The sequence below is a fragment of the Cerasicoccus maritimus genome, assembly GCA_031296935.1.
In the GTDB taxonomy this organism is placed as follows: domain Bacteria; phylum Verrucomicrobiota; class Verrucomicrobiia; order Opitutales; family Cerasicoccaceae; genus Cerasicoccus; species Cerasicoccus maritimus.
This window is the reverse complement of the sequence record JAVDPD010000016.1, coordinates 68,850-91,085: the sequence shown is the minus strand read 5'-3', so window position 1 is coordinate 91,085 and position 22,236 is coordinate 68,850. Positions and strand designations below refer to the sequence as shown.

Sequence of the window (22,236 nt, the reverse complement as noted above, 5' to 3'; positions counted from 1 at the left end):
TAAACCATTATGCCACTCAGTCCCAAGGCCAAGCGTTTCGCGATCATCGGCGGTGTCCTGATCGCGCTGCTCGTTGTCGCCACGCCCTTCCTCTGGCAGGTGGTCAAGCAGAAGCGCGCCATCAACCTGGCCGAAGACGCCCAAGCGCAGGTGGAGGAGAAAAACTACGGCGCAGCGTGGGAAGCCGCCAAAGCCGCCTACGCGCTCGATCCGGAAAACCCCGAAGTCGCTCGCACGCTGGCGGGCATTGTAAACCAAGCCTCCCCCCTGGATGCGCCCGGCCTTTGGGAGAAAACTTATGCCCTCAGCGGCGAGGAGGAAGACCTGCTGGAGTGGTTCGACAGCGTCATGCGGTTGCAAGACGAGGAGCAGCTCAACGCCATCGCTCAGCGGCTCATGCACGACTTTCCTCATTCTCCAGATGCCCTTTTCCGCCGTGCGGAGCACGCGCTCATCAATAAACAGCCAGAGCGCGCCATCGAGCTCGCTCGGCAGGCTGCCGCCGCGCCCGGAGCTTCGATCAAAGTCCAGTTTGCTTACGTGAGTCTCAGTCAGGGCAGCGAAGATGAAGCTGTCCGCGCCACCGGCATCGCGTGGCTACGGCAAATGGCACAGCGCACGGACGAGATAGGCCTCAAAGCTGCGCGCGAGCTACTCAACGCACCGATCTTAACGCCCGAGGAACAACTTGCCGCCGCGCAGAATCTAGCCGAGCACCCGCTGGCTGAGCGCGAGGATAAGCTCGCGGAAATCTCCATTCGCCGCAAAGTCCGTCAGCAGGCGATGGAAGAGATCCTCGCCGAGGTGAAGGGAAACTTCAACCTCGAAGACCCCGCCGAATTGGTTGAAATCGGGCGCTGGCTCAACCAACACAACCGCCCCAATGACTTCCTGACCATTGTCGATCTCGACGCGGCCGTTCAACGTAAAGACCTCCTTTTAGTCTGGCTTGATTCGATGGCGCTCAGTGGCCAGTGGGAGCAATTGGAGAAAATCATCGAGCGTCCACGCTTGCCGCTGGAGCCGTTTACCGTCGTGCTCTTTCGCTCCCGCATCCAGCAGGAGCTTGGCAACGACCGCTTGAGCGACCTCATCTGGGGACAGGCGTTGATTAAGGCCAATGAGGACATCAGCATGCTCACCTTTGCCTACGAATATGCGCTTAAACTTGGCTGGACCGAGCGCGCGCAAGAGGTCTTGGAGAAGCTCGCATTGCTGCCCGCCTCGCAGCGCCGCGCGTTTGAGGAAATGATCAGCTTGGCCCAACGTTCTGGAGATATCGACGCCCTCCAAAGCGCACTGGCTCGCATGGCCGAGAAATATCCGAACGACACCGACGTCGCCAATGACCTCGCCTACATCAACCTGCTCAAAGGAGAGCATGTCGAGCAGTCGCTGCAAACCGCTTCTCAGTTGATCCAGGACGCTGATCGCCCCTACCTGGCCAACATCATCACCTTTTCACTCGGCCTCTACAAGGCGGGCAAGCCGGACCTCGCCCTCCAGCAACTCTACACGCTGCCGATCAACTGGAGCGAGGTCCGCCCGCGCCACCGCGCCATCTACGCCGCCATCCTCGCCGCCAACGGCCACAAGCAGGAATCGCAATCGATTATGGAAGGCGTCAACGCGGACCAACTCCTCCCTGCCGAACGTGCTCTGCTCAAAGACGCGCGGATGTAAAGGGGCGATGTAAAATGGTTCGAACAAGACCGGCTGCTATTTACTAGAAGTTTTAGGTGGTCACTTCTTTGTGAGTATACATGAATAATAACATAAGTTGATTATTCTAGGATTACCCCAAAAGTCATGATCGAAACCATAAAAACTATCGTAATTTCAATTGGCGGAATAAGTGTGTTACTTGTAGGCCTCTCAAGCTGGTTGGGCAAAATATGGGCCGATAAACTAATGGCTAGCTATAAAGCTAGGCACGACCGCGAATTATCTGAAATCAGAATTCAGCTCACTTCAGAATTGGAGCATAAAAATCACCTATTGATTCAGAAAATAGAACTATACAAGCAAGTCTCGTCCCCTCTTATTGCGCTGATCGTAAAAGCAAAGCATCAGAATAATCTAACGAATGAGGATCTTGAAGGATTTGATATTCAGAGGCTCGAAACTGCCGCTCTATTATGCATGTTTGCGCCAAATAAAGTTTTTGAAGAGTATAACCTGATTATCGATTATATCTATGATTCTTTTGAAGGAAAACAAACATGGGAATTCTCTACCTTCAGAAACAAAGCGCTAATTTTTCTATCTGAGATAAGACGAGACATTAATCTTCATAATGATGACGTAACCTATACAGGAAGCAGGTGAATCGAGCTCAAAGCTCAATAAAGTCCTGCTGATTGTCGTGTATTGCCACCACCACATGATTCGCCCCTATCAGCCCGATGACTACCTCGCCATTGCGGAGATATTTCCGCGCGCCGTGCACGAGATCGCGTGCGCCGTTTACACACCTGAGCAATGCCACGCGTGGACCGTGAATAAGCCCAATCCCGAGCATTGGCGGCGACGCTGTGAGCGGAAGCAGCCCTTCGTTTATGAGCGCGATAGCGAGGTCGTTGGATTTCTGGAGCTGGACCCCGATGGCCACATCGATTGCGCCTACGTCCATCCGAAGGCCGCGCGCCAGGGTGTGGCGACGGCGCTGATCCAGCATGCGATTACGGTGGCCTTTGAGCGCGGACTCGACCGCCTGCACGTCGAGGCCTCCATTTGCTCGAAACCGGTGTTTGCCAAGCAGGGCTTCGATGTGCTCTACAAAAACCACGTGAACATCCGCGGCGTAGACTTGATTAATTACAAGATGGAACTGGTGAAGGCACGCACCTAACATGCCCCCGAAAAAGCGTGATGGCTGAATGCATCTTGCCTAACAGGTAGCGCCCGCGTCATCCTGAGCGAATGATTCGCCTACTCATCGTCTTCCTTTTAATTTGCCTCACTACTTTAGCCCATGCCCAATATTTGATGGAAGGCTAAGGTGACCAAGACCCTCATCCGCTCGATCAGAAATACGAGGGAAAGTTGGATTTTCTGGAAGGCAACTCCGAGATGGCCATTAACATCGGGGAGACCTCCAAAGATTGGTGGGCGCAGATGGAAGCAACCTATAAAGAGCTACTGGACTCACTTAAACATGACGATGCGCGACGCCTCGAAATTTCCCAAAAAGCATGGGAGTTAGCCTATGAGGCTGATCGTCAGTTTTTCTTCGCGGACCGAGAGTTGCGATTCAAAATCGGGCGCGAAGGCGAGATACTCTCCCAACTTGAGTTCATGCGCCGCATCCGCAAGCGCGCCTTGGACTTGGCCGAATATCAAGTCATTTTCGCGGCACCGAAGTCTGCCAAGGCGCAGTGACGCACGTCTGCAGCCCTGATCCTAGGCCTTTGTTGCCCTGAATGCAGGCGTTTGCTGTCATCTGACCACTGCCTGTGTTGGTCCCTACGCCCACGGACGTAGCCGCCATACGTCCATAGACGTAGAGAGGTTACGTCCCGGGACGTAGATGCGCTACGTCCGTGGACGTAAGGACCAACACAGCTGCGGATGTCGCTCCAAACCACGCCTGGATTCGGAGCAAAACCTTACTGGACACCAGCTGATGCCTGGACGCTCGATGCGGATGCATGAGGCCTTAACATGCAGATGCAGTGAGGGCTCTAGCCACCGGATCGCGGGAGGTTGCTCAGGTCCACGTAGATCAGGCGGTGGTCGCTGGCGTTGCTAGTTTCGGGTTGGCTGTCGTAGATGTGCGTTTCGCCGCCTTCGACGAAGGGCGCCAGCGCGGGCGAGGCGAGGATGAAGTCCACGCGCTCGTATTTATCCTCGGCGCGGTAATGGAAAGTCCAGGCTTCGCCTCGGGAGTCCCCAGCGGGCAAAAGTTGCGTCAGCTGCGTGTCGCCGACTTCGAGAAAACGACGGATCGGCGCACTGCGTTTCGTGTCGTTGAAATCGCCCACCACGAGGTAGCGCGGATTCGTTTCTGGCGGGTATTGCTCGCGAATAAAGTTGCGCGCGGCATGGGCTTCGCCAGTGCGGCGCTTGCCGGACTCGGGGTCGTCATCGCGGGTGGTCCAGCGGCTTTTCAAATGCACCACGAACAGCGTCCACGCGGTATCGCCTTTGCCGAAACGCAGCTCCAGCAGCCCGCGCTTGATGAGCTCGCGTCCGTCGAAGTATTTGAAATCGAGTTCGGTGTGACCGACGGCTTCAAACGGAATCTTCGACAAGACTGCGATGCGGCGATCCTCATCCGGGCCGATCAAGCACTCGGCATACGGGTAGTCGACGCCCGCTTTTTTTAGGTCAGTTTGTAGCTCTTGGAGGTGGAGCGGTCCGCCGATCTCCTGTAGCGTGAGGATGTCCGGATGCACAGCGGCAATGACCTTGCGCGCGGCGGCTTTTTCGGCCTCGGGCTTCGGGTAAGCCATGCGATAATGGCCTTCCACCCAGCGGTTCGCATCGAGGTAATTATACAGATTGTAACTCGCGACGCGGATCGTTTCGGCGGACAAAGAACTGGCGAAAAACAGAACGACGAATAGCGCGAATGCCCGCGAATGTTTCAGGAGTTGATTCGTGTTCATTCGCGTGATTCGTCGTTTTAAAAGCTATCCCGCGCGGAGTGCAGCCTCGCGTTCGCGGAGGTTGGGATGCGAATAGTAGAACCAGCTGAAGGTCGGGTGCGGCGTCAGGTTGCTGAGGTTCTTTTCATGCATCTTGTGCAGGCTGGTGACAAGCGGCATTGGGTCGTTGTTCATCATCTCGCGCGCATAGGCGTCGGCCTCGTATTCGTGCTTGCGCGACATGATGTTCGACAGCGGGCTCAGCCAGAAAGTGAACAGGCCGCTGATCAACATGAAGAGCAGCAATACCGGCGCCATGCCGGACTCCGGGTCGAAACCAAAGCTTGTGTAAAAGACATCCTGCTGCACCAGCCAACCCATCACGCCGAAGCAGATCAGCCCGGCAAAGAACGCGATGCCAAGCATCTTCGGAATGTGACCGCGCTTGTAGTGGCCGATCTCGTGCGCAAGCACGGCCTCGAGCTCGATGGGCTCCAGCTGCTCGATCAGGGTATCATAAAGGACGATTTTACGGAACTTGCCAAAGCCCGTGAAGAAGGCGTTGGAGTGGCCGGAGCGCTTGCTGCCATCCATCACGAGGATGGTCTTCGCGCAAAAGCCGGTGCGTTCGCCGAGAGCCAGCAGGCGGTCGCGCAACGGGCCTTCTTCCATCGGCGTGAGCTTATTGAAGAGCGGCATGATGATGCGCGGCGCCAGCACCATGAGGATCAGCTGTAGCGCAAAAAACGCAATGAATCCCCAGAACCACCAGCTGTTCGGCAGCCAGTTGAAAATGCTCAGCAAGAGCGCCAGCGCGGGGATGCCGAGTGCGGCGCCGAGGGCGAGCCCCATCAGCTTGTCTTTGATCCACAGGCCGACCGTTGATTTATTAAAACCGAACTTCGCCTCTAGCTTGAAGGTATTGACCCACTCAAAGGGCAGGCTCGGCAGGCTGATGATGATCAACGTGGCAAACATCACCACGGCTTGGCCCCAGACGCCTTCGCCGAGCGCGCCAGTGAGCGTGTTATACAGCCAGGCGAGGAAGCCGGTGGCGACGATCAGCGCGAGCATAATGGCGTCGTAGATCAGCTCTTTCTTGCCAAGGGCATTCTTGGCCAGCGTGTAGTCGACGGACTTGCGGTAGGTCTCATCGTCGACGACGTCGCGATAGGCCTCGGGAACGCGGTCTTGGTTGGCGCGCACTTCCTTGCGGTTAAGGCCGGACAGGCGCAGCTCCATCGCAGTCTTGGCGATGATCAAAACGAGAAAAGCAACGATGATCCAATTCACGCCGCCATTGCTTGGCAGACCTTTGCCGGAGGCAACAAAAATCGCCCAGCGCGTGACTGGTTATAGGATATATAGAAACCGGGGTATGTATGGGGGAGGTGAAATTTCGACCTCAACGCCCCTCCCCGGCAAAGCTCAACTGAGCGCTAAGAGCAGTTTTCATCTAACTTGGCCGATCAGGCCGCAGTGACTTTTCGTGTCCAGCAAGGCGGCTTTTAGAAACCCGACTAACGATCCAAGTAAAGCGGCTGCGCACTCACCACGCGAGAGACGCCCTTGATCTGCGTGAGGGCTTCGGAGACAGTTCCGGGCTCCTTGGCGCCAAGCGTGACAACGTAGGCGTCGGGTCTGTCGGCGCGTTCTTTGACACGGTAGCCCCAGTCGCGGATGGCATGCGAGAAGTCACTACTGCTGGCGCCGGGGTCGAGGGTCACCACCAGGCGGTCGGCGGACATCACGCGCACGCTGTCGACGAATTCTCCCTGTGGCTTTTTCAGGATCGTTTCCTCAATGCGCAGGGTTTGCGGCTCTTCCTGGCCCTGAAGAATCAACACGCGGCGGTAGGTATTTTCGTCCGGGTGCGGGTAAAGTTTCGATGCCTTGATGAAGTCCGACTCCATCGGCACCTGACGCTCCTTGTAGGCCTGGAGAATGCCGGGCACGACCTCGCGCTGGATTTCCACGTCGGTCTTCGGGGCAGTCATGGCCGCGAGCTCGTTGGGCTTGTTGTCGCGCGCGCGTTGGGCCTTAATCACCGTAACGATCACGGCACCCATCAACGCACCGAAGCCAAAAATGATGAGGCGCTGCTTAAATTTCATGGTCCTGCTCCACTTGAGCCTGCGCGCGCTTTTGCTTTTCGTTGTGGGCCTGCATCACACAGAGCACGAGGCTAATGGCCGGTGCCCACACCTTACCGCCCAGCTCCGCGCCGAGGCGAAAGCCGTAGAAGAAGCGCTCGAGCGCACCTTTATCCGGGTTCGTCATCGCGCCCACCAGCAGGAACACCACGGCCCCCGAGAGCCCCAGAAACGTGACTACGCCGAGGAAGTAGACGAGGAAACGCAGCGGCCACTTAACATAACCCGGCAATTTAGATGAAATAAGCATTCGTAAAAAGACTCATGTTCGCGGCTGAAGTTCGCTACGCCAAGTCAAAATGCTTGGCAAACGGCGTGAGGGGGCCATCCTGCCAGCGTGATTTCATCCACCACCAACATCCGCGTCCGTTACGCTGAAACCGACAAGATGGGCATTGTTTACCACACCAACTACTTCGTGTGGTTCGAAATGTGCCGTGTGGAGATGCTCGACAACATCGGCCTGAGCTACCGCGACCTCGAGTCCCGCGGCTACCTGCTGCCCGTGCTCGACATCAGCGCCAGTTATAAAAAGTCCGCCCATTTCGATGATCGCCTCACCGTGACCTGCTTCATCGATGAGCCGCCCACGCTGCGCATCAACATTAGTTACGAGGTCCGCCGCAGCGACGAGCTCCTTGTCACCGGCAGCTCACGTCATGCGTTCATGAGCCCCGAAGGCCGCCCGCTCAAGCCGCCCAAAGATATCATCCAACACTTCGAAACCTACTTCCCCCGCTAACCCAGCCAGCCTCCGGCTGGACCGGCGGATGCGTTGCATCCGGATTTGCCCATTGGGCAAATGGCTAATCGAGCTGTACGAGGTCGGGTGCGGCTTGCCATTTGCCCAAGGTCATAGCAGGCAAAGCAAGCCGCCACGCTGCCTCTTCGTTCGAATCAATCACACTGAGGTAGCGGCCAGCGTCCCCGCTGGCCACGATGTAGGCTGATAACAGATGGTTGAACAGAAAATCGCCATTCACGGATACGGTGCTAGCGCGGTCCTATTCCTTCTATTGGTTCCACCCTTGGCCAGCGAGGACGCTGGTCGCTACCTTTTATTCAGATGGAATCCCCACTCACGATGTGACAGTATCAGCGGCAGGTAGATTTCTTCGCCAACGTTCGCATGGCAATTTGTGGTTTGCTTCATAGACTTAATTAACCCGCGAACCGATCCCCTCACCCGTTGTCATGCGACGCTTGCCGCAAAACTTTTCCGTTCACTTGCACCCTGCCCGCGCCTTGGCGTTCGCGTGGCTGTTGCTCGCCGCCTTACTTTGCAATGCAGAGCAAACGCAAAACCTCGGCGGCGTGTGGAAGTTTTCCACCGACAAATCACTCGCTAACAACGACGCGTGGACGCAGCCCGGCTACGACACCGCAGGCTGGGCCATCATGGCAGTGCCCGGCAGTTGGGACACGGAAAACGACTACGCGCACTTCAAGGGCACAGCGTATTACGTAACGCAGTTCACCACGCCAGCGGACTGGAAAAGCGGCTTTGTGCGCCTGCATTTTGGCGCGGTATATCAGACGGCCAAAGTATGGCTCAACGGCCAATACCTCGGCGAGCATGTCGGCGGCTACACGCCCTTTGAATTCGATGTCGACCAGGTGCTGCGCGCCGGTGAAACAAACACCTTGGCCGTGTCCGTGGACAACACTTACAACCGCGGCGCGTGGTGGAAGTGGGGCGGCATTCACCAGAAGGTGGAGTTGATTCGCGGCGGCCAAGTGCAGGTGGAGCGGCAGATGATCATTGCCGAGCCCGACCTCGCAAACGGCACGGCGCAGGTCGATGTGCGCGTGGTTTTACGCAATCTCGGCGACACCACTTTCCACGGCGAAGTGCTTGCGCGCATCGTCAGTTGGAAGAGCCAAAAGCCGCATGGCAAACTTGCCCAGAAAAAGATTTCGCTCGAGCCCGGCTCCACGCAAACTGTGGAGCTGAAGTTCGCGCTGAGCGCCGATGAGACAACGCTGTGGGACTTGGATAACCCGTATCTTTACGAGCTGCTCACGCGTGTGCAGCAGGGCCAAACCATCATCAGCAAAAAGAGCGACCGCTTCGGCATTCGCAAGATTGCCACGGTCGACGCCAAGCTGTTGCTCAACGGCAAAGAGTTGCACGTGAGCGGCTTCAACCGCGTGGCCACGCACCGCGCCTACGGGCAGACCGACCCCGAGCATTTGGTGAAGTTTGACATCGATGCGATGATGGCGATGGGCGCGCGCTTCTCCCGCATTGCCCACCACGCGCAGACGCCCGAGCTGCTCGCCTATTGCGACGAAGTGGGCTACCTGCTCATCGAGGAAATTCCGGTGTGGAGCAAGACCGACCCGCAGGTGTGGCCTAACAACGAGCAAACGAAAATCTGGCTCAAGGAAATGATCAACCGCGACTTTAACCACCCGTCGATCATTGGCTGGTCCGTGGGCAACGAGCTCGCCGAGCAAAAGCACAAGGGCCAGCAGATGAGCTGGCGCGTGTATGAATACGTTCGCACGATGATTGAATACGTCGGCACGCTCGACCCAACCCGCCTCAAGACTTACGTGAGCAACACCGCCACCGGCGCCAACGGACCCGGCATCGACCCGAACGACGTGGTGGACATCATGATGCACAACAGCTACGGCGGCGCCCCGGGCCAGGTCGAAAAGCTGCACAAGATTTGGCCGGACAAGCCAATCTTTGTGTCCGAGCTCGGCAAGAGCCAGGTGGGCAATCACCTCGACGAAGGCAAGCTCCACGAGCAGCTCAAGGAAGAGATCGTGGCGTTGAAAAATTACGACTACGTGGTCGGTTGCGCGATCTGGAGTTACAACGATTACCGCAGCCACTTCGGCGGCACGCCGGCCACTGAAAACCGCGCGTGGGGCGTCTACAATGTGTGGCGCCAGCCCAAGGCCGTGGCCTACGAAATGCGCGAGCTCTTTACCGACGAAGCCAACGACGAACCGCTGCCCACGATGGCGCTCATCCCGGCCGAGCGCCCGGTGGACGAGGTTTACATCCTGGCGGCCGTCCCGCTGCCCAACGCGATCATGGTCGGCTACAGCGTGGTCGACGAAAACGACGATTACGAAATCTCCTACCAGCAAGACGGCGGTGCCACGCAAACACTCGAAGTGCGCGGCCTCAAGGGCGCAGCGAAAATCAGCGACCTCGCGCCCGGCACCTACACGCTGAAAATTCGCGCGCTTAAGGACGGCGCTGAGTGGTCCGCCCCCTACCTAGTCAACGTGAGCAACGACGACCCCGCGCAAGTTTCGCAAAATTAATTTTCCTTTATGCTTTATCCACAGCGCACCCGCACCCGCGACCTGTTTGAACTGAACGGCGTCTGGAACTTCGCCCGCGAAAACACTGACGCGACTTACGCCACGGGCTTCACGGCCGAAAAACAAGTCGCCGTCCCGAGCAGCTACAACGACCTATTTACCGACGAGGCATTCCGCAACTGGCACGTCGGCGTGTGGTATTCGCGCGAGTTCACGCTGCCGCGCATGCTGCGAAACGAACGCATCGTGCTGCGGTTTGGATCGGTCAGCTACCGCGCGGAAGTTTACTTAAACGGGCAACTGCTCGGCGGACACGAGACCGGCTACACGCCGTTTGAATTCGACATCACCGACTGCGTGAAGTTCGACAAGCCGAACCTGCTTTGCGTGCGCGGCGACAACACCCTCTCCAACGAAACCGTGCCCATGGGCAACCTGCAGAACTCGCCGGAAGCCGGCCAGTTCGCCGGACAATACCCGGACACGCCCTTCGACTTTTTCCCGTATGCCGGCATCCAGCGCCCGGTCGCGATATACACCACCGCCAAGGAAGCGTGGCTCGACACCGTGCACGTCGAAACGACCTACACGGGCAGCGTTGGCCAACTTACTTTGCAATGCAAAGTAAACGGCGCGGCGACACAAGCACGCATCTCGGTGCTTAACACCGATGCCGAAGCAACAGTGGAAATTAGCGATGGCGCATTCGCAGCTGCCTTGGAAATTCCCGATGTTGTGCTGTGGGACGTCCACCAGCCGAATCTCTACCATGCGAAGATTCAGCTCTTGGATGCCGCGGGTAATTTGCTCGACGAATACACTCAGCGCTTCGGCGTGCGCACGGTCAAGGTGGAGGGCAACCGCCTACTGCTGAACGGCAAACCCGTTTACCTGCAAGGCTTCGGGCGGCATGAGGATTTTCACATCATCGGCAAGGGGCTGAACCACTCGGTCAATATCCGCGACCACGAGCTGCTCAAGTGGATCAACGCAAACTCCTACCGCACGTCGCACTATCCGTATTCAGAAGAGATGATTCAGCTCGCGGACGAGCAAGGCATCCTACTGATTTCCGAGGCGCCCGCAGTGTCGATCAACTTCGAATACGTCAACGAGCAAACGCTCAAGGCTCACCTGAAAGTGCTCGGTGAATTGATCGAGCGCGACCGCAACAGCCCGTCCGTCATCATGTGGTCGGTGGCCAACGAAGCCACGAGCGACCGCGAAGTGGCCGTGCCCTACTTTAAGCAACTCGCCGACCTCGTACGCTCGATGGACACCACGCGGCCCGTCACGATGGTCACCTGCAAGGGCATGGATGACCTCGTTACCGAGTTCTTCGACGTGATGAGCATCAACGTTTATCCGGGCTGGTATAACATCCCCGGGCAAGTCGCCGAGGCGAAGGAAAACCTGCGCCACGACTTAAAGTCACTCTACGAAAAGTTTCAAAAGCCGATCTTCATCACGGAGTTTGGCGCGGATACGATTGCCGGCCTGCACAGCCTCCCCGCCGAACAATGGAGCGAGGAATATCAGACCGAGCTCATCATGGAGCTGATTGGCGTCATGCGCGAAATGGACTTCGTCATCGGCGAGCACATTTGGAACTTTGCCGACTTCCGCACCGCGCAAAATTTCGTGCGCGTGGGCGGCAACAAGAAGGGCGTTTTCACGCGCGAGCGTCAGCCCAAGATGGTGGCGCATTTCCTGAAGATACTTTGGGCCAAGCCGCGCTACGAATAGAGGGGCCAGCCACTTCTTTTTAAACAGGAAGATCGGGAAGAACGGAAAGCTGGTGAGTCATGGAGGCGGCCGATTCGTTGGCGAGTCGCATGATCGACTGTGACTGTAACACGGACAAAAAATTTTAACGATACGCCAGATTCAATAAGCTGCTGGAAAACTTCTACCAGTAATCAGCCCCGCCCCCAATGAGCTCGATTGCGCGCACCGTCGTGCGGTTCTCCCCTTTATGCTCAAACCAATAGTCCTACCCCTCCTCGCAAGCATCGCACTCCCCGCGATCTGCCTTGCGACCAACCCCCTGCGTCCCGACGCCAACGGCATTGTGGATACAGTGTTCAACCCCGACTACAACGAAGCTGTCAATGGCCGCTGGCTCTCCAGCAAAATGGGCGGCGGCGGCTACATGCTCAATGTAGTCATGAACGAAGCCGACCCCGACATCCTCTACGCGCACAGCGACGTGGGCGGCATCTTCCGCTCCGATGACAACGGCCGCAACTGGTACATGGTCCACAACTCCGTGAGCCCTCAAAGTCTCGACTGCGTGCGCGACCTGCTCGTTGACCCCGATGATCCGGACAAGCTCATTGCCGCCGGCGGCACGCGCTGGGCACCACGCCAAGGCATCTACATCAGCAGCAATGGCGGGCAAAGCTGGACGAAGACGCTCGACTGCCAAGTCTATGGCAACGGTGGCAACCGCAGCGCCGGTCGCATCATGCAGCGTTCGCCTGCCGACGACGACACCATCTACGTCGCGCCCGGCAGCGATGTTTACAAAAGCACTGATGGCGGCACCACGTGGACTTCGCTGAACTTGCAGAACCACTACGTGACCGACCTGAAGATCGACCGCGCCAACGCCAACCGTATCTTTGTGTGTGCGGAAGCGAGGACGATGTCCACCATCGATACGTGGACATCGACCCGCCAATACACGACGCTCACTGGCGGCCTTTTTCGCACGGACAACGGCGGCTCCACTTGGACAACCGTCGCCAGCACCGCGCCGCGCGAAATGGTGCAAAGCCCGACCAACGCCAGTCGCTGGTATGCGATCCGCGACGCGCGCCGCATTGAATACACCGACGACCTTGGCGTGACGTGGACAGACGATTCGACCGGCCTCTCGTTGACGAGCTCGTCGTCTCCCTCGCCCATGTGGGGCAGCAGTTATCAAGCCCTCGCCGCAGGTTCTGACTTTCTCCTGGTCGGCAGCGGTTCCGGCACGTTTTACATCAAGCAACCGCTGAGTGCAGACTGGAATTTGGTCAGCAACGTGGGTCGTTATCAAGGCGACTGGTATGCGAAGACCGTTGCCGGCGAGTGGGATCACTTTGGCCGCGCCACGGCCTCGGTGGTGATCGACCCGACCGACGAAGACCACTGGTTCTTCACCGATTATTATTCGGTCCACCAAACCTGGGACGCCGGCGCCAATTGGACGCTGACCATCGACGGCATTGAAAACACCGTCATCCACGATGTGGCGACCGACCCAAGCGACGCCAGCATCGTGCACATGGCGATGGCCGACAACGGTTACTACCGCTCGACCGACGGCGCGGACTCCTTTCCCACGCGCGCAGGCTCGACAACGAATTGCAAGGCCATCGCTGTGGCGCCGTCCGATCCGGACACCGTTTACATCGTGGGCAACCATAACTGGTATGTCGGCTGGTATTCCAACACGGTTTACCAAAGCACGGATGGCGGCGTGAGCTTTGGCCGCCAAAACATGACCAACGTGCCCAAGGATCCCGACACGAATGGCGACGATATCGACGAGTGGCTCGTTAACTCCATCGCCGTGGACTCCAGCGACCCGCAGAAAATTTACATCACCGTGGCAGGCGCGGTTTCCTCGACCGGAGGCGGCGTGTGGGCCAGCGCCGACGGCGGCGACACGTGGTCTTGGGACAGCGCCGGTTTACCGTCTTCATCGAGCTTTTTCCAGTCGTCGATTTGGGATACCGGCCATCAGCTCGCGCGCAATTTCAACGGCTCGATGGTCGCCACGACCAGTGGTAAAATTTACTACCGCGACAGCGACAATGACAACTGGGCCCAGGCAACGATCAGCCTGAATGGCGGGCGATTCACGCAGGTGCATGCATCCGCCACCGAGAGCGGCGTTTACTACGCAGGCGAATCTTACTATGGTCTGCATCGCAGCAGCGACAATGGCGAAACGTGGACCCGCGTGCTCAATCAGGGCGTGCAGTCCCTGGCCGTCGATCCGCTCAATGACCGCATCGCGGTCTCGCTCGACGAAGCAGGCGGCATCCTGCTCAGCGAAGATGGCGGCGCGACTTGGCTCACGCTCGATAATGGTCTGCCCCAACGCTATCGCCTCAAGCTGGCCTTTGCGGGCGAGCGCCTCGTGGTCGGCACGCCAGGCAACGGCACGCTCTACATTCCGCTGACGATTGAAACGTTGGAGATCGCTCAACCGGCGCACGACTATGGCGTTTATACCACGGATCAACTCGCCGTGCTCGAAGCCAGCTGGGCAGATTACGATACGCCTTCTTCACTGAGCTGGAGCATTGTCGACGCCCCCAGCGGCGCGCAAATCGATCAGCCAACCGCTGCGCGCACGAGCGTTCGCTTCACCGCAGAAGGACGCTACAACGTGCTGCTGACGGCGGTCTCCAGCGACGGCCTCACGACCACGCGCACGGCGGTCTTGACCGTGCTCGACAGCCAACCCGTTGGCGACCATGTGGAGTTTGGCAGCGCGTTGACGATTGAAGCCGAGAACTACAGCAGCATCGCCGACGGTACGGGCGCCTTTGCCGGGCACAGCTGGATTTTTAGCGATCAGCAACCGGGCTACACCGGCAGCGGCGCGATGACCAGCGACAGCAATGTTGGCAACAACTCTGGCGACACCACCATCGGCCCGCGCTTGAATTACGAAGTGTATTTCACCACGCCGGGCACCTACACCGTGTGGGCGCGTTTATATGGCGGCAGCAATGTCGATGACTCAATCCACATCGGGCTCGATGGCAGCCCCAAGACCTACGGACGCTACGGCGTCGACACGCCCGCCGATGGCGAGTGGTCGTGGAGCACCTACGCCAACTTCGTGAAAACGAAAATCACAATCAGTAGCGCGGGTAGCCACACCATCAACATCTGGATGCGCGAAGACGGCGTGTGGTTCGACAAGCTTTACCTGACCACCGGCAGCGCCACGCCCACCGGCGCTGGCGATGTTGGCTACGGCATATTGACCAACACCCCGCCGACGACCGACATTGACATCCCGGAATACACGGTCGGCTCGACGTTTGCCATCGAAGCGGAAAACTTCGCTGCCTCCATTGCGGGCTCGGGCGACTTTGCTGGCGACAGCTGGACCTTCACCACCGCGCAATCCGGCTACTCCGGCAGCGGCGTGCTGACCAGCCCATCGAACACCGGTAAAAACTCCGGCGACACCACCACCGGCCCGCGCCTGGACTACACCCTGTATTTCAGCGAACCGGGAACCTACTACGTCTGGGCGCGTTTGTATGGCGCTAGCAACGTGGACGATTCGGTGCACTATGGGCTCGATGGCAGCCCCCAAACGTTCGGCCTGTATGGCGTCGATACGCCGACCGATGGCGCGTGGTCGTGGAGCAACCGATATAATTACAAGGCGGCGAAGATCACCATCCCCAGCGCGGGCGAATACACCGTCAACGTCTGGATGCGCGAAGACGGCGTTTACTTCGACAATCTTTACCTGTCGACCAGCAGCGCCTCGCCAACAGGCACCGGGCCAGCCGAAGCCGCGGCGGACTTCACCGCCGCCACCTCCGGCAGCATTGCCACGGCCGATGTTTCCACCGGCGCCGCTATTGCGCTCAACGGCTCAGCGACCGACGACGGCATTCCCGCCACCCCCGGCTTGAGCTACCAGTGGGAGCTGGTCAGCGGCCCCGGCGCAGCGACGTTTACCAACGCCACGTCCGCCAATGCCTCAGTCGTGCTGAGCACGGCGGGCAGTTACGTGATTCGCTTTTGCGTTAGTGATGGCGAGCTCGAGATAGCTCAGGAAGTCTCGCTCCAAGCGAGCAACTGATAGGCTCGCGTTCTCCGGGAGGATGGCGCATGGTTCAGGAAGCACTTTTCCGAGCCATGCGCCCTTCCTTACGTTACAGTAACATTCAAAGTCTAGTTTCTAATGGGCGACGACTTGCGTTAAAGTTATGGGATTTCCTAAACGCATGGCCCCAAAGTGGGCCTTTAACACGAAAGTATTCAATGCTTCGCCCATTGTTGTTCCCCCTCCTCATCCCTTTCATTGCAGCGGCACAGCCCGTTGGCGAGCCCTTGCGCCCGGACGCGGAAGGCGTCGTGCAGGCAGTTTTTGACCCGCAGGAAAACCTCGCCGAATACGGCCCGTGGCGTTCGAGTAAAATCGGCGGCGGCGGCTACCTGCTCAACGTCATCACGAACGACGTCAACCCCGACATTCTCTACACGCACAGCGACGTGGGCGGGATTTTCCGCTCGGATGACGGCGGCCGCAACTGGCGCATGCTGCACAACAACGTCGAGCCACAAAGCCTCGACTGCGTGCGTGATATGTTGGTCGATCCGCAAAATCCGGACATCGTCATTGCCGCCGTGGGCAACCAGTGGACGCCGATGCAAGGCATCTATAAAAGCACCGATGGCGGCCAGAGCTGGAAGGAAGTCCACAGCACGCAGGTGTTTGGCAACGGCCCCAACCGCAGCACCGGCCGCATCCTCCAGCGCTCGCCCGACGAGCCGCAGACCATCTATGCGGCGCCCGGCGTCGAAGGCTTACTTGTCAGCCACGACGATGGCGAAACATGGGAATCGATCGGCATCGGCGGCCTCTACGTCAACGACTTTAAGATCGATCAAACCAACGGCCAATACCTGTTCATCTGCGCGCAGAATAGCAACATGTCCAGCCGGCAAGCCTGGGGCGGCTCCACCACCAAGCACGAGCTTGGCGGCGGCCTTTTCCGCTCCGATGACGGCGGCCACACCTGGGGCAAGCTCGCCGACGAAGCCCCCATCGAGATCATTCAAAGCCCAATGGAGCCCCGCCGCTGGTATGGCATCTTCGACTCCATGCGCGTCAAATACACCAATGACGCCGGCGGCACGTGGATCGACGCTTCCGAGGGCCTGGACCTCGCTGACTCCCGCCCCAAACCAACCGCCGGCAACAGCTACCGCGCGATCGGCGCTGGCCCGAACTTCCTCGTTTTAGCCAACGGCAGCGGCAAGTTCTTCTTGAAGACTTCCGTAAACAGCCCTTGGGTCGAAGTGGAATCCGAGCGCATTCAGGGCGATTGGTTTGCCCGCAGCCAACCGAACAAGTGGGATAAATTTGGCCGCGCCACCGCAAGCATCGTTGTCGATCCGAATGACCCGAAGCACTGGTTCTTCACGGATTATTACACCGTCTATCAAAGCTGGGATGCCGGGCAAACCTGGACGCTGACCATCGACGGCATTGAAAACACCGTCATCCACACCGTCGTCCAAATGCCGCACGACGCGGACATCGTCCACATGGGCATGGCCGACAACGGCTACTTCCGCTCCGATGACGGTGCTGCCTCCTTTCAGCACACCACGGGCTCGTTCGACAATTGCAAAGCCATCGTCGTTGCGCCGTCGGACACCGACATGGTTTACCTGCTGGCCCCCAAAACGCACGGTTGGTATGCCGACACCGTTTACATGAGCAGCGACGCCGGCGAGAGCTTCAAGCGCATGGGCATGAGCGGCGTGCCCAAGGGCAAAGACGATTTCCGCGTGAACTCCATCGCCGTCGACAGAACCGACCCCTACAAGCTCTACATCGGTGTCAGCGGCAACGTAAAGCCCGGCAAGGGCGGCGTGTGGACCAGCACCGATCTCGGCGCCACCTGGCGTTGGGACAGCGAAGGGCTTCCCAGCGGCGGCTTCTTCCAAAGCTCCATTTGGGACTCCGGCTACCAACTCGCCCGCAACCGCAACGGCTCAATGATCGCCCTGCAGAATAAAGCGGTCTATCGCCGCAGCAGCGACGACGCCCCCTGGCAGCGCGCAGACCTCAGCCCGAGCAGCAGCTGGAGCAAGTTCATGCAGGTCTTTAGCTCACCGAGCGAAACCGGCGTCTATTATGTATCGGAGCAAGGCGGCGGGGTTTACCGCAGCGACGACAGCGGCGTGAGCTGGACCCAAGTCCTCGACCGCGGTGTTGAGTCCATGGCCATTGATCTCAACAACAGCCAACGCCTCGCCGTCTCCCTGCACGGCAACAAGGGACTGCTGCTCTCCACTGATGGTGGCGCAACCTGGCAAGCGCTCGACAACCACATTCCCCAGCGCCACCGCCTTAAGCTGGCTTTTGCGGGTGATCGCCTCGTGGTCGGCACCCCGGGCAACGGTGTCTTCTACCTGCCGCTGTCTAGTGTCGCTCAGCCTCAAGAACCCAAGGCTCAAGAATTTTCTACAACTGCATTTTAAAAACACCCAAACAAGCCTGTAATGAAAGCACCTCACTATCGTTTATTTAGCGCCCTCCTCGTCTTCCTGATGGCCAATAGCCTGTTGGCGCAAGACACTTCGACCAACCTCCTGACACATGGCGACTGCGAACACGGAGCCGCCGGCTGGTATAAGTGGAACCAATCCGGCGAGATCAAGCTGTCCACCGACCCCGAAGGCATTAAGTCCGGCAAAGGCCTGAAAATTGCCGTCATGGGTGAAAAAGTAAACGGCAGCATCTCCATGGCCTTCAAATACAGTGGCAAAGCCACCGTGTCGGGCTACGCCGTTAATAACACTATGGACATCATCAAGGTTGCTCTACAGTGCTTTGATGCCAACGGCAACCAAATCGCCTGGATCGACGTAGCCCACCTCGCCCCCAACGGCAAGGTCCTGGAATTTAGCCGCACGGTAACCATTCCCGAGGGCTCCTCCAAGGTCAACCTGGCCTTCATCCTGTCTGGCGAAGGCAATGCCCGCCTGGACGGTTTGAGCGTCACGCCCGTAAACTAAAATTTCTTACGCACCCTCTTAGTTATGAAGTTTCCACAAACACTTATCGCGACACTCAGCCTGCTGACCGCCGTCAGCTTACAAGCCAACGACTCGACGTTTAAGCGCATCAAGTCAGTCGATACGGATCAACCGCTCATTGCGTTGACCTTTGATGACGGCCCCAACCAGCTCACGCCGGAATACCTGAAGCTCTTCAAAGAAGAAGACGTTAAGGCCACTTTTTTCTGGAAGGGCAAAAGCGTCGCCTCCCGCCCGGAGCTGGCCAAGCGCATACTCGCCGAAGGCCACGAAGCAGGCAATCATTCCTACAACCATCCCCACTTCAACAAGCTCACCGATGAAGAAGCACTGAAGGAGGTCATGGACACTCAGGCGATCATTCAGGAAACCACCGGCTACACCCCCGTCCTCTTCCGCGCGCCCTACATCCTCTACACGCCAGCCCTGATGAGCATTCTGGAAGAGCAGCAGCTTCAGCCGATTGACTGTAATGTGGGCGTCAAAGATTGGGACAAAAGCACGACCGTTGAGCTCATCATCGAACGCGCCACGACCGAGAAAACCAAAGCCGGCACCATCATGCTAATGCATGACTGGTCACCCAAAAGCCTTGAGGCGCTCCGTACCATCATCCCGCAACTCAAGGAGCAGGGCTACCAGTTCGTCACGGTATCCGAGCTGCTCAAGGCACAGAAGAGCTAGCTACACTGTGTAAACTATCATTGTGAAGGCGGGGTCAGCAAAGGCCCCGCTTTTTTTGAGCCTAAAGTAACTCAAATTTAGCATTGTGACCGTAACATCGCTCATTTTCTTCACACCCCAATCAATGTAAGATAAAACCAGACCATCGCCGTAAACTAAGGCCGATCTACCTTCCTCCCCTTTTCTCGAACATCCAGACCCGCTTAACCTCAGTTAAATACGCTTCGCATGATTAAATGTGTGGCAGTTTTACCGATAATTCCCCTATAATAGAGCTTCTGACCCGCATTAGCCAGCAGTTCAGATTTTTTCTACATTTTCCCTATCCCTTTTTCACCTCATCACAATCAAGCTCATGGCTCCCCTATCTCATCATACTTCCCGCGCGGTATCCGATGCTCGCGAAGCATTCACGCTGGTAGAGCTTCTCGCCGTCCTTGGCATCATCGCCGTGTTGGCGGGTATATTATTTTCCGTGTTGGGCAATTCCCGCGCCAGCGCCGATCAAACCAAATGCGCAAGTAACTTACGCCAAATGCAGCTGGCCAGTATTTCCTATGCAGCTGAGAAAGGCTACTTTGCCCCGGTACAGATTTTAGAAATCTCAGATAGTGGCAAAGAGACCCGGGGTTACTGGAACGAGAATGAACTCTTTCTCGACTACTTGGGCCATGATGCGATCCCAGAATGCCCTGTGTATCAAGCCACCAAGGAAGCAGACCCCAGCGGTGCCGGCAACCATAGCTATGGCATGAACTTCACTAACCTTAAAAAGGGCTGGGGCGACGAAGGGCCGCGCACGGCGCTCGTTGTCCAAGTCATTAATCCAACGGAGATTATCGCGTTTGCAGACGCCTTGGATTTGCAAATTGCCAGCTGGGGTGCCCAAAAATACGAAGAAGGCAGTGAGAAGTACGCGCAACATGCAATTGCCTATCGTCATAACGGCCAAGCCAACGTGGTTCATTTCGACGGCAGCGTCGCCTTGCTAACGCGTGAAGAAGTTGTGGGAAATAACGATATCTGGAAAATCGAGCAATGAGCCCAGTCGGGCTAGAGCAAAGTTACTGTAGGTAATCGGATTAGCTGCTTTGATTTATGGCACAATGGTTGCTTAAACTCAAAGCATGAGTCGCCCTTATCAAGCTAACCACACCCATACCGAATCTGGCGACACCCAAACCATTGAGATCAAAGACCTGGGCGCCACACTCCAGGAATATTCCCAATATGCCTCCAAGCTGGAGCGCGGAAATTTCTACGACCACCCGGTCCATGGCGCTACTGTCTTTATAGGACACACGGCCGTGCCCACCAGATTCGGAGATTTTCGTGCCTGCATTTTCCAAGATATTATCCACAAGGGATACATCATTGCCCTTACCTTTGGTGATGTCGTCAATGCTGATTTGCTCCACACGCGCCTCCACTCCAGTTGCGTAACCAGCGAAACACTAGGTGGTTGCGACTGCGACTGCGTGCAGCAGCTTGAGGGTGCTATGGAGAAAATCGCCAACAGTGGCCAGGGCGTTTTGTTTTACCTCTTGCAGGAAGGCCGCGGCGTCGGCTACTCGGCCAAAGCCCGCGACCGCATGCTTGTGCAAGCCAGCGGCGACACGCTGTCCACCTTTGACGCCTACAAGCTGCTCGGCCTGAAAAAGGACTACCGCCAATACCAGAACATTGCCGACATTGTCCACATCCTCGGCATTGAAGCGGAGTGGGTCATTCTCACGAACAACCCAGACAAAGTTGCCGCGATGGAGCGCAATGGCCTCAAGGTCGCCCGCGCCGAAGCCATTGAATTCGAGCCCGGTCCTTTTAATTTATTCTACCTCAAGTCGAAGAAAGAGTCCGGCCATACGCTGACGCGGCCCAACGAAATTCCGCTGGCTGAAATCAAGCTTCCGGAGCCGGTTGTCCCCTTTAAGCCCAGCCGCCTAAAACAGGCCGAGCGCTTTATTTACATGGCCAGCTATCTGCTGCCTGTGCGTCCGATCGACGATGAAATTGTCGTCACCTACGAATCACTGCGTGGCATCCTCGGCAACCATGAGATCGACGAATACACCCAGGGCGTTCATCCGCTGGTGAAGAAATTTGAATCGCTCCGCGGCAACCGGTTGATGCTCAAGATCGACCCCGCCGAAATGAAGGCCCTGGAAAAAACCGAGGGCGGTAATCCGCTAAGCGCGCTGTTGGTCGAGCCCTACTGGTTTCGTGTGCACGTTTACTACGACGTCGTTACGGGCGACGATTTAGTCGTCCTCACGCACGGTAACCCGAAGTCTTACGAAAGCCCGATTGTGCGCATTCAAAGCGAATCGATCCTCAACCGCTTCCCGGTCAAGGTCGACGACAACAAGGAAAAATACAACCGCGCCATCCAGCACATCGTGCGCTACGGCAGTGGCGCGGTGGTGCTCGTTTATCAAGATGGTCGCGGTGCCGGCTTTGGCGCGTTTGCCATCGACCGCATGCTCATGGAGCAAAACCTTAGCCTCGGCACCCGCGACTCCTACCGCAAGCTGGGCATCCCCTTCGACCAGCGCGACTACGAGGTCGTGTTTCAAGTCTTGAAGAGTCACCTCCCCAGCCTGAATATTCAGATGGTGATGAATTCCCCCAACAGTCTGGTTCAGAAAAACGAATACGCCCAAGCCCTTCACCGCAGTGGCCTCAACGTCGTCAACTGGATCTTCCTGGAGACCGAGGACTGATGC

17 protein-coding genes are annotated in these 22,236 nt (G+C 57.5%); 13 read left to right on the top strand and 4 right to left on the bottom strand.

What is annotated here, in order from left to right; all coding sequences use genetic code 11:
- Window positions 1–9 precede the first annotated feature (9 nt).
- The 4 genes from RBB62_RS11845 to RBB62_RS11830 all read left to right on the top strand — a co-directional run bounded on the left by RBB62_RS11845 (window position 10) and on the right by RBB62_RS11830 (window position 3,381).
- The gene (locus RBB62_RS11845) at window positions 10–1,683 is read left to right on the top strand and encodes a hypothetical protein (RefSeq protein ID WP_309399081.1); all 1,674 of its coding nucleotides are present in this window, start codon (window positions 10–12) and stop codon (window positions 1,681–1,683) included.
- 126 nt (window positions 1,684–1,809) lie between these two features.
- Window positions 1,810–2,328: a hypothetical protein gene (locus RBB62_RS11840; protein WP_309399080.1), complete on the top strand. Its 519-nt coding sequence runs from the start codon at window positions 1,810–1,812 to the stop codon at window positions 2,326–2,328.
- A 55-nt stretch (window positions 2,329–2,383) separates the two neighbouring features.
- On the top strand, window positions 2,384–2,851 hold the full coding sequence (locus RBB62_RS11835) for a GNAT family N-acetyltransferase (protein ID WP_309399078.1): 468 nt from the start codon (window positions 2,384–2,386) through the stop codon (window positions 2,849–2,851).
- Window positions 2,852–3,072: 221 nt separating this feature from the next.
- A complete protein-coding gene (locus RBB62_RS11830; RefSeq protein WP_309399077.1) occupies window positions 3,073–3,381 on the top strand; it encodes a lysozyme inhibitor LprI family protein in 309 nt (102 codons plus the stop codon).
- A gap of 302 nt (window positions 3,382–3,683) precedes the next feature.
- On the opposite strand, the gene RBB62_RS11825 is transcribed toward RBB62_RS11830, so the two are convergent.
- The 4 genes from RBB62_RS11825 to RBB62_RS11810 form a co-directional block, all read right to left on the bottom strand.
- Window positions 3,684–4,610: an endonuclease/exonuclease/phosphatase family protein gene (locus RBB62_RS11825; protein WP_309399076.1), complete on the bottom strand. Its 927-nt coding sequence runs from the start codon at window positions 4,608–4,610 to the stop codon at window positions 3,684–3,686.
- A gap of 24 nt (window positions 4,611–4,634) precedes the next feature.
- Window positions 4,635–5,882 carry a M48 family metallopeptidase gene (locus RBB62_RS11820; RefSeq protein WP_309399075.1) on the bottom strand — a complete coding sequence of 416 codons (1,248 nt, stop codon included), beginning with the start codon at window positions 5,880–5,882 and terminating at the stop codon, window positions 4,635–4,637.
- 227 nt (window positions 5,883–6,109) lie between these two features.
- Entirely contained in the window at window positions 6,110–6,703 is a 594-nt protein-coding gene (locus RBB62_RS11815) for a hypothetical protein (RefSeq protein ID WP_309399073.1), read from the bottom strand.
- Window positions 6,693–6,992, bottom strand: a complete 300-nt coding sequence (locus RBB62_RS11810) for a hypothetical protein (RefSeq protein ID WP_309399071.1) — start codon at window positions 6,990–6,992, stop codon at window positions 6,693–6,695. Before RBB62_RS11810 ends, RBB62_RS11815 begins: the two co-directional genes overlap by 11 nt.
- A gap of 87 nt (window positions 6,993–7,079) precedes the next feature.
- Here RBB62_RS11810 and RBB62_RS11805 point away from each other — a divergent pair, with 87 nt between their 5' ends.
- From RBB62_RS11805 to RBB62_RS11765, 9 genes are all read left to right on the top strand, one after another.
- Window positions 7,080–7,484 carry an acyl-CoA thioesterase gene (locus RBB62_RS11805; RefSeq protein ID WP_309399069.1) on the top strand — a complete coding sequence of 135 codons (405 nt, stop codon included), beginning with the start codon at window positions 7,080–7,082 and terminating at the stop codon, window positions 7,482–7,484.
- A gap of 452 nt (window positions 7,485–7,936) precedes the next feature.
- Window positions 7,937–10,030 (top strand): glycoside hydrolase family 2 protein, encoded by a 2,094-nt coding sequence (locus RBB62_RS11800; RefSeq protein WP_309399068.1) that lies wholly within the window; start codon window positions 7,937–7,939, stop codon window positions 10,028–10,030.
- 9 nt (window positions 10,031–10,039) lie between these two features.
- Window positions 10,040–11,776: a beta-glucuronidase gene (gene uidA, locus RBB62_RS11795; protein WP_309399066.1), complete on the top strand. Its 1,737-nt coding sequence runs from the start codon at window positions 10,040–10,042 to the stop codon at window positions 11,774–11,776.
- A gap of 229 nt (window positions 11,777–12,005) precedes the next feature.
- Window positions 12,006–15,857, top strand: coding sequence for a PKD domain-containing protein (locus RBB62_RS11790; RefSeq protein ID WP_309399064.1), 3,852 nt, complete (start codon window positions 12,006–12,008; stop codon window positions 15,855–15,857).
- A 182-nt stretch (window positions 15,858–16,039) separates the two neighbouring features.
- Window positions 16,040–18,271: a WD40/YVTN/BNR-like repeat-containing protein gene (locus RBB62_RS11785; RefSeq protein WP_309399063.1), complete on the top strand. Its 2,232-nt coding sequence runs from the start codon at window positions 16,040–16,042 to the stop codon at window positions 18,269–18,271.
- 21 nt (window positions 18,272–18,292) lie between these two features.
- Entirely contained in the window at window positions 18,293–18,808 is a 516-nt protein-coding gene (locus tag RBB62_RS11780) for a hypothetical protein (RefSeq protein ID WP_309399062.1), read from the top strand.
- A 24-nt stretch (window positions 18,809–18,832) separates the two neighbouring features.
- Window positions 18,833–19,513 (top strand): polysaccharide deacetylase family protein, encoded by a 681-nt coding sequence (locus tag RBB62_RS11775; RefSeq protein WP_309399061.1) that lies wholly within the window; start codon window positions 18,833–18,835, stop codon window positions 19,511–19,513.
- 355 nt (window positions 19,514–19,868) lie between these two features.
- Window positions 19,869–20,555, top strand: a complete 687-nt coding sequence (locus RBB62_RS11770; protein WP_309399059.1) for a type II secretion system protein — start codon at window positions 19,869–19,871, stop codon at window positions 20,553–20,555.
- Between the two features lie 85 nt (window positions 20,556–20,640).
- Window positions 20,641–22,233 (top strand): hypothetical protein, encoded by a 1,593-nt coding sequence (locus RBB62_RS11765; protein WP_309399058.1) that lies wholly within the window; start codon window positions 20,641–20,643, stop codon window positions 22,231–22,233.
- Window positions 22,234–22,236 lie beyond the last annotated feature (3 nt).

Coding starts and splice junctions, on each gene's coding strand:
- RBB62_RS11835 (WP_309399078.1), top strand. CDS start 2,384: ATGATTCGCCCCTATCAGCCCGATGACTACCTCGCCATTGCGGAGATA.
- RBB62_RS11770 (WP_309399059.1), top strand. CDS start 19,869: ATGGCTCCCCTATCTCATCATACTTCCCGCGCGGTATCCGATGCTCGC.
- RBB62_RS11780 (WP_309399062.1), top strand. CDS start 18,293: ATGAAAGCACCTCACTATCGTTTATTTAGCGCCCTCCTCGTCTTCCTG.
- RBB62_RS11810 (WP_309399071.1), bottom strand. CDS start 6,992: ATGCTTATTTCATCTAAATTGCCGGGTTATGTTAAGTGGCCGCTGCGT.
- RBB62_RS11830 (WP_309399077.1), top strand. CDS start 3,073: ATGGCCATTAACATCGGGGAGACCTCCAAAGATTGGTGGGCGCAGATG.
- RBB62_RS11845 (WP_309399081.1), top strand. CDS start 10: ATGCCACTCAGTCCCAAGGCCAAGCGTTTCGCGATCATCGGCGGTGTC.
- RBB62_RS11765 (WP_309399058.1), top strand. CDS start 20,641: ATGAGTCGCCCTTATCAAGCTAACCACACCCATACCGAATCTGGCGAC.
- RBB62_RS11785 (WP_309399063.1), top strand. CDS start 16,040: ATGCTTCGCCCATTGTTGTTCCCCCTCCTCATCCCTTTCATTGCAGCG.
- RBB62_RS11790 (WP_309399064.1), top strand. CDS start 12,006: ATGCTCAAACCAATAGTCCTACCCCTCCTCGCAAGCATCGCACTCCCC.
- RBB62_RS11775 (WP_309399061.1), top strand. CDS start 18,833: ATGAAGTTTCCACAAACACTTATCGCGACACTCAGCCTGCTGACCGCC.
- RBB62_RS11840 (WP_309399080.1), top strand. CDS start 1,810: ATGATCGAAACCATAAAAACTATCGTAATTTCAATTGGCGGAATAAGT.
- RBB62_RS11800 (WP_309399068.1), top strand. CDS start 7,937: ATGCGACGCTTGCCGCAAAACTTTTCCGTTCACTTGCACCCTGCCCGC.
- uidA (WP_309399066.1), top strand. CDS start 10,040: ATGCTTTATCCACAGCGCACCCGCACCCGCGACCTGTTTGAACTGAAC.
- RBB62_RS11825 (WP_309399076.1), bottom strand. CDS start 4,610: ATGAACACGAATCAACTCCTGAAACATTCGCGGGCATTCGCGCTATTC.
- RBB62_RS11815 (WP_309399073.1), bottom strand. CDS start 6,703: ATGAAATTTAAGCAGCGCCTCATCATTTTTGGCTTCGGTGCGTTGATG.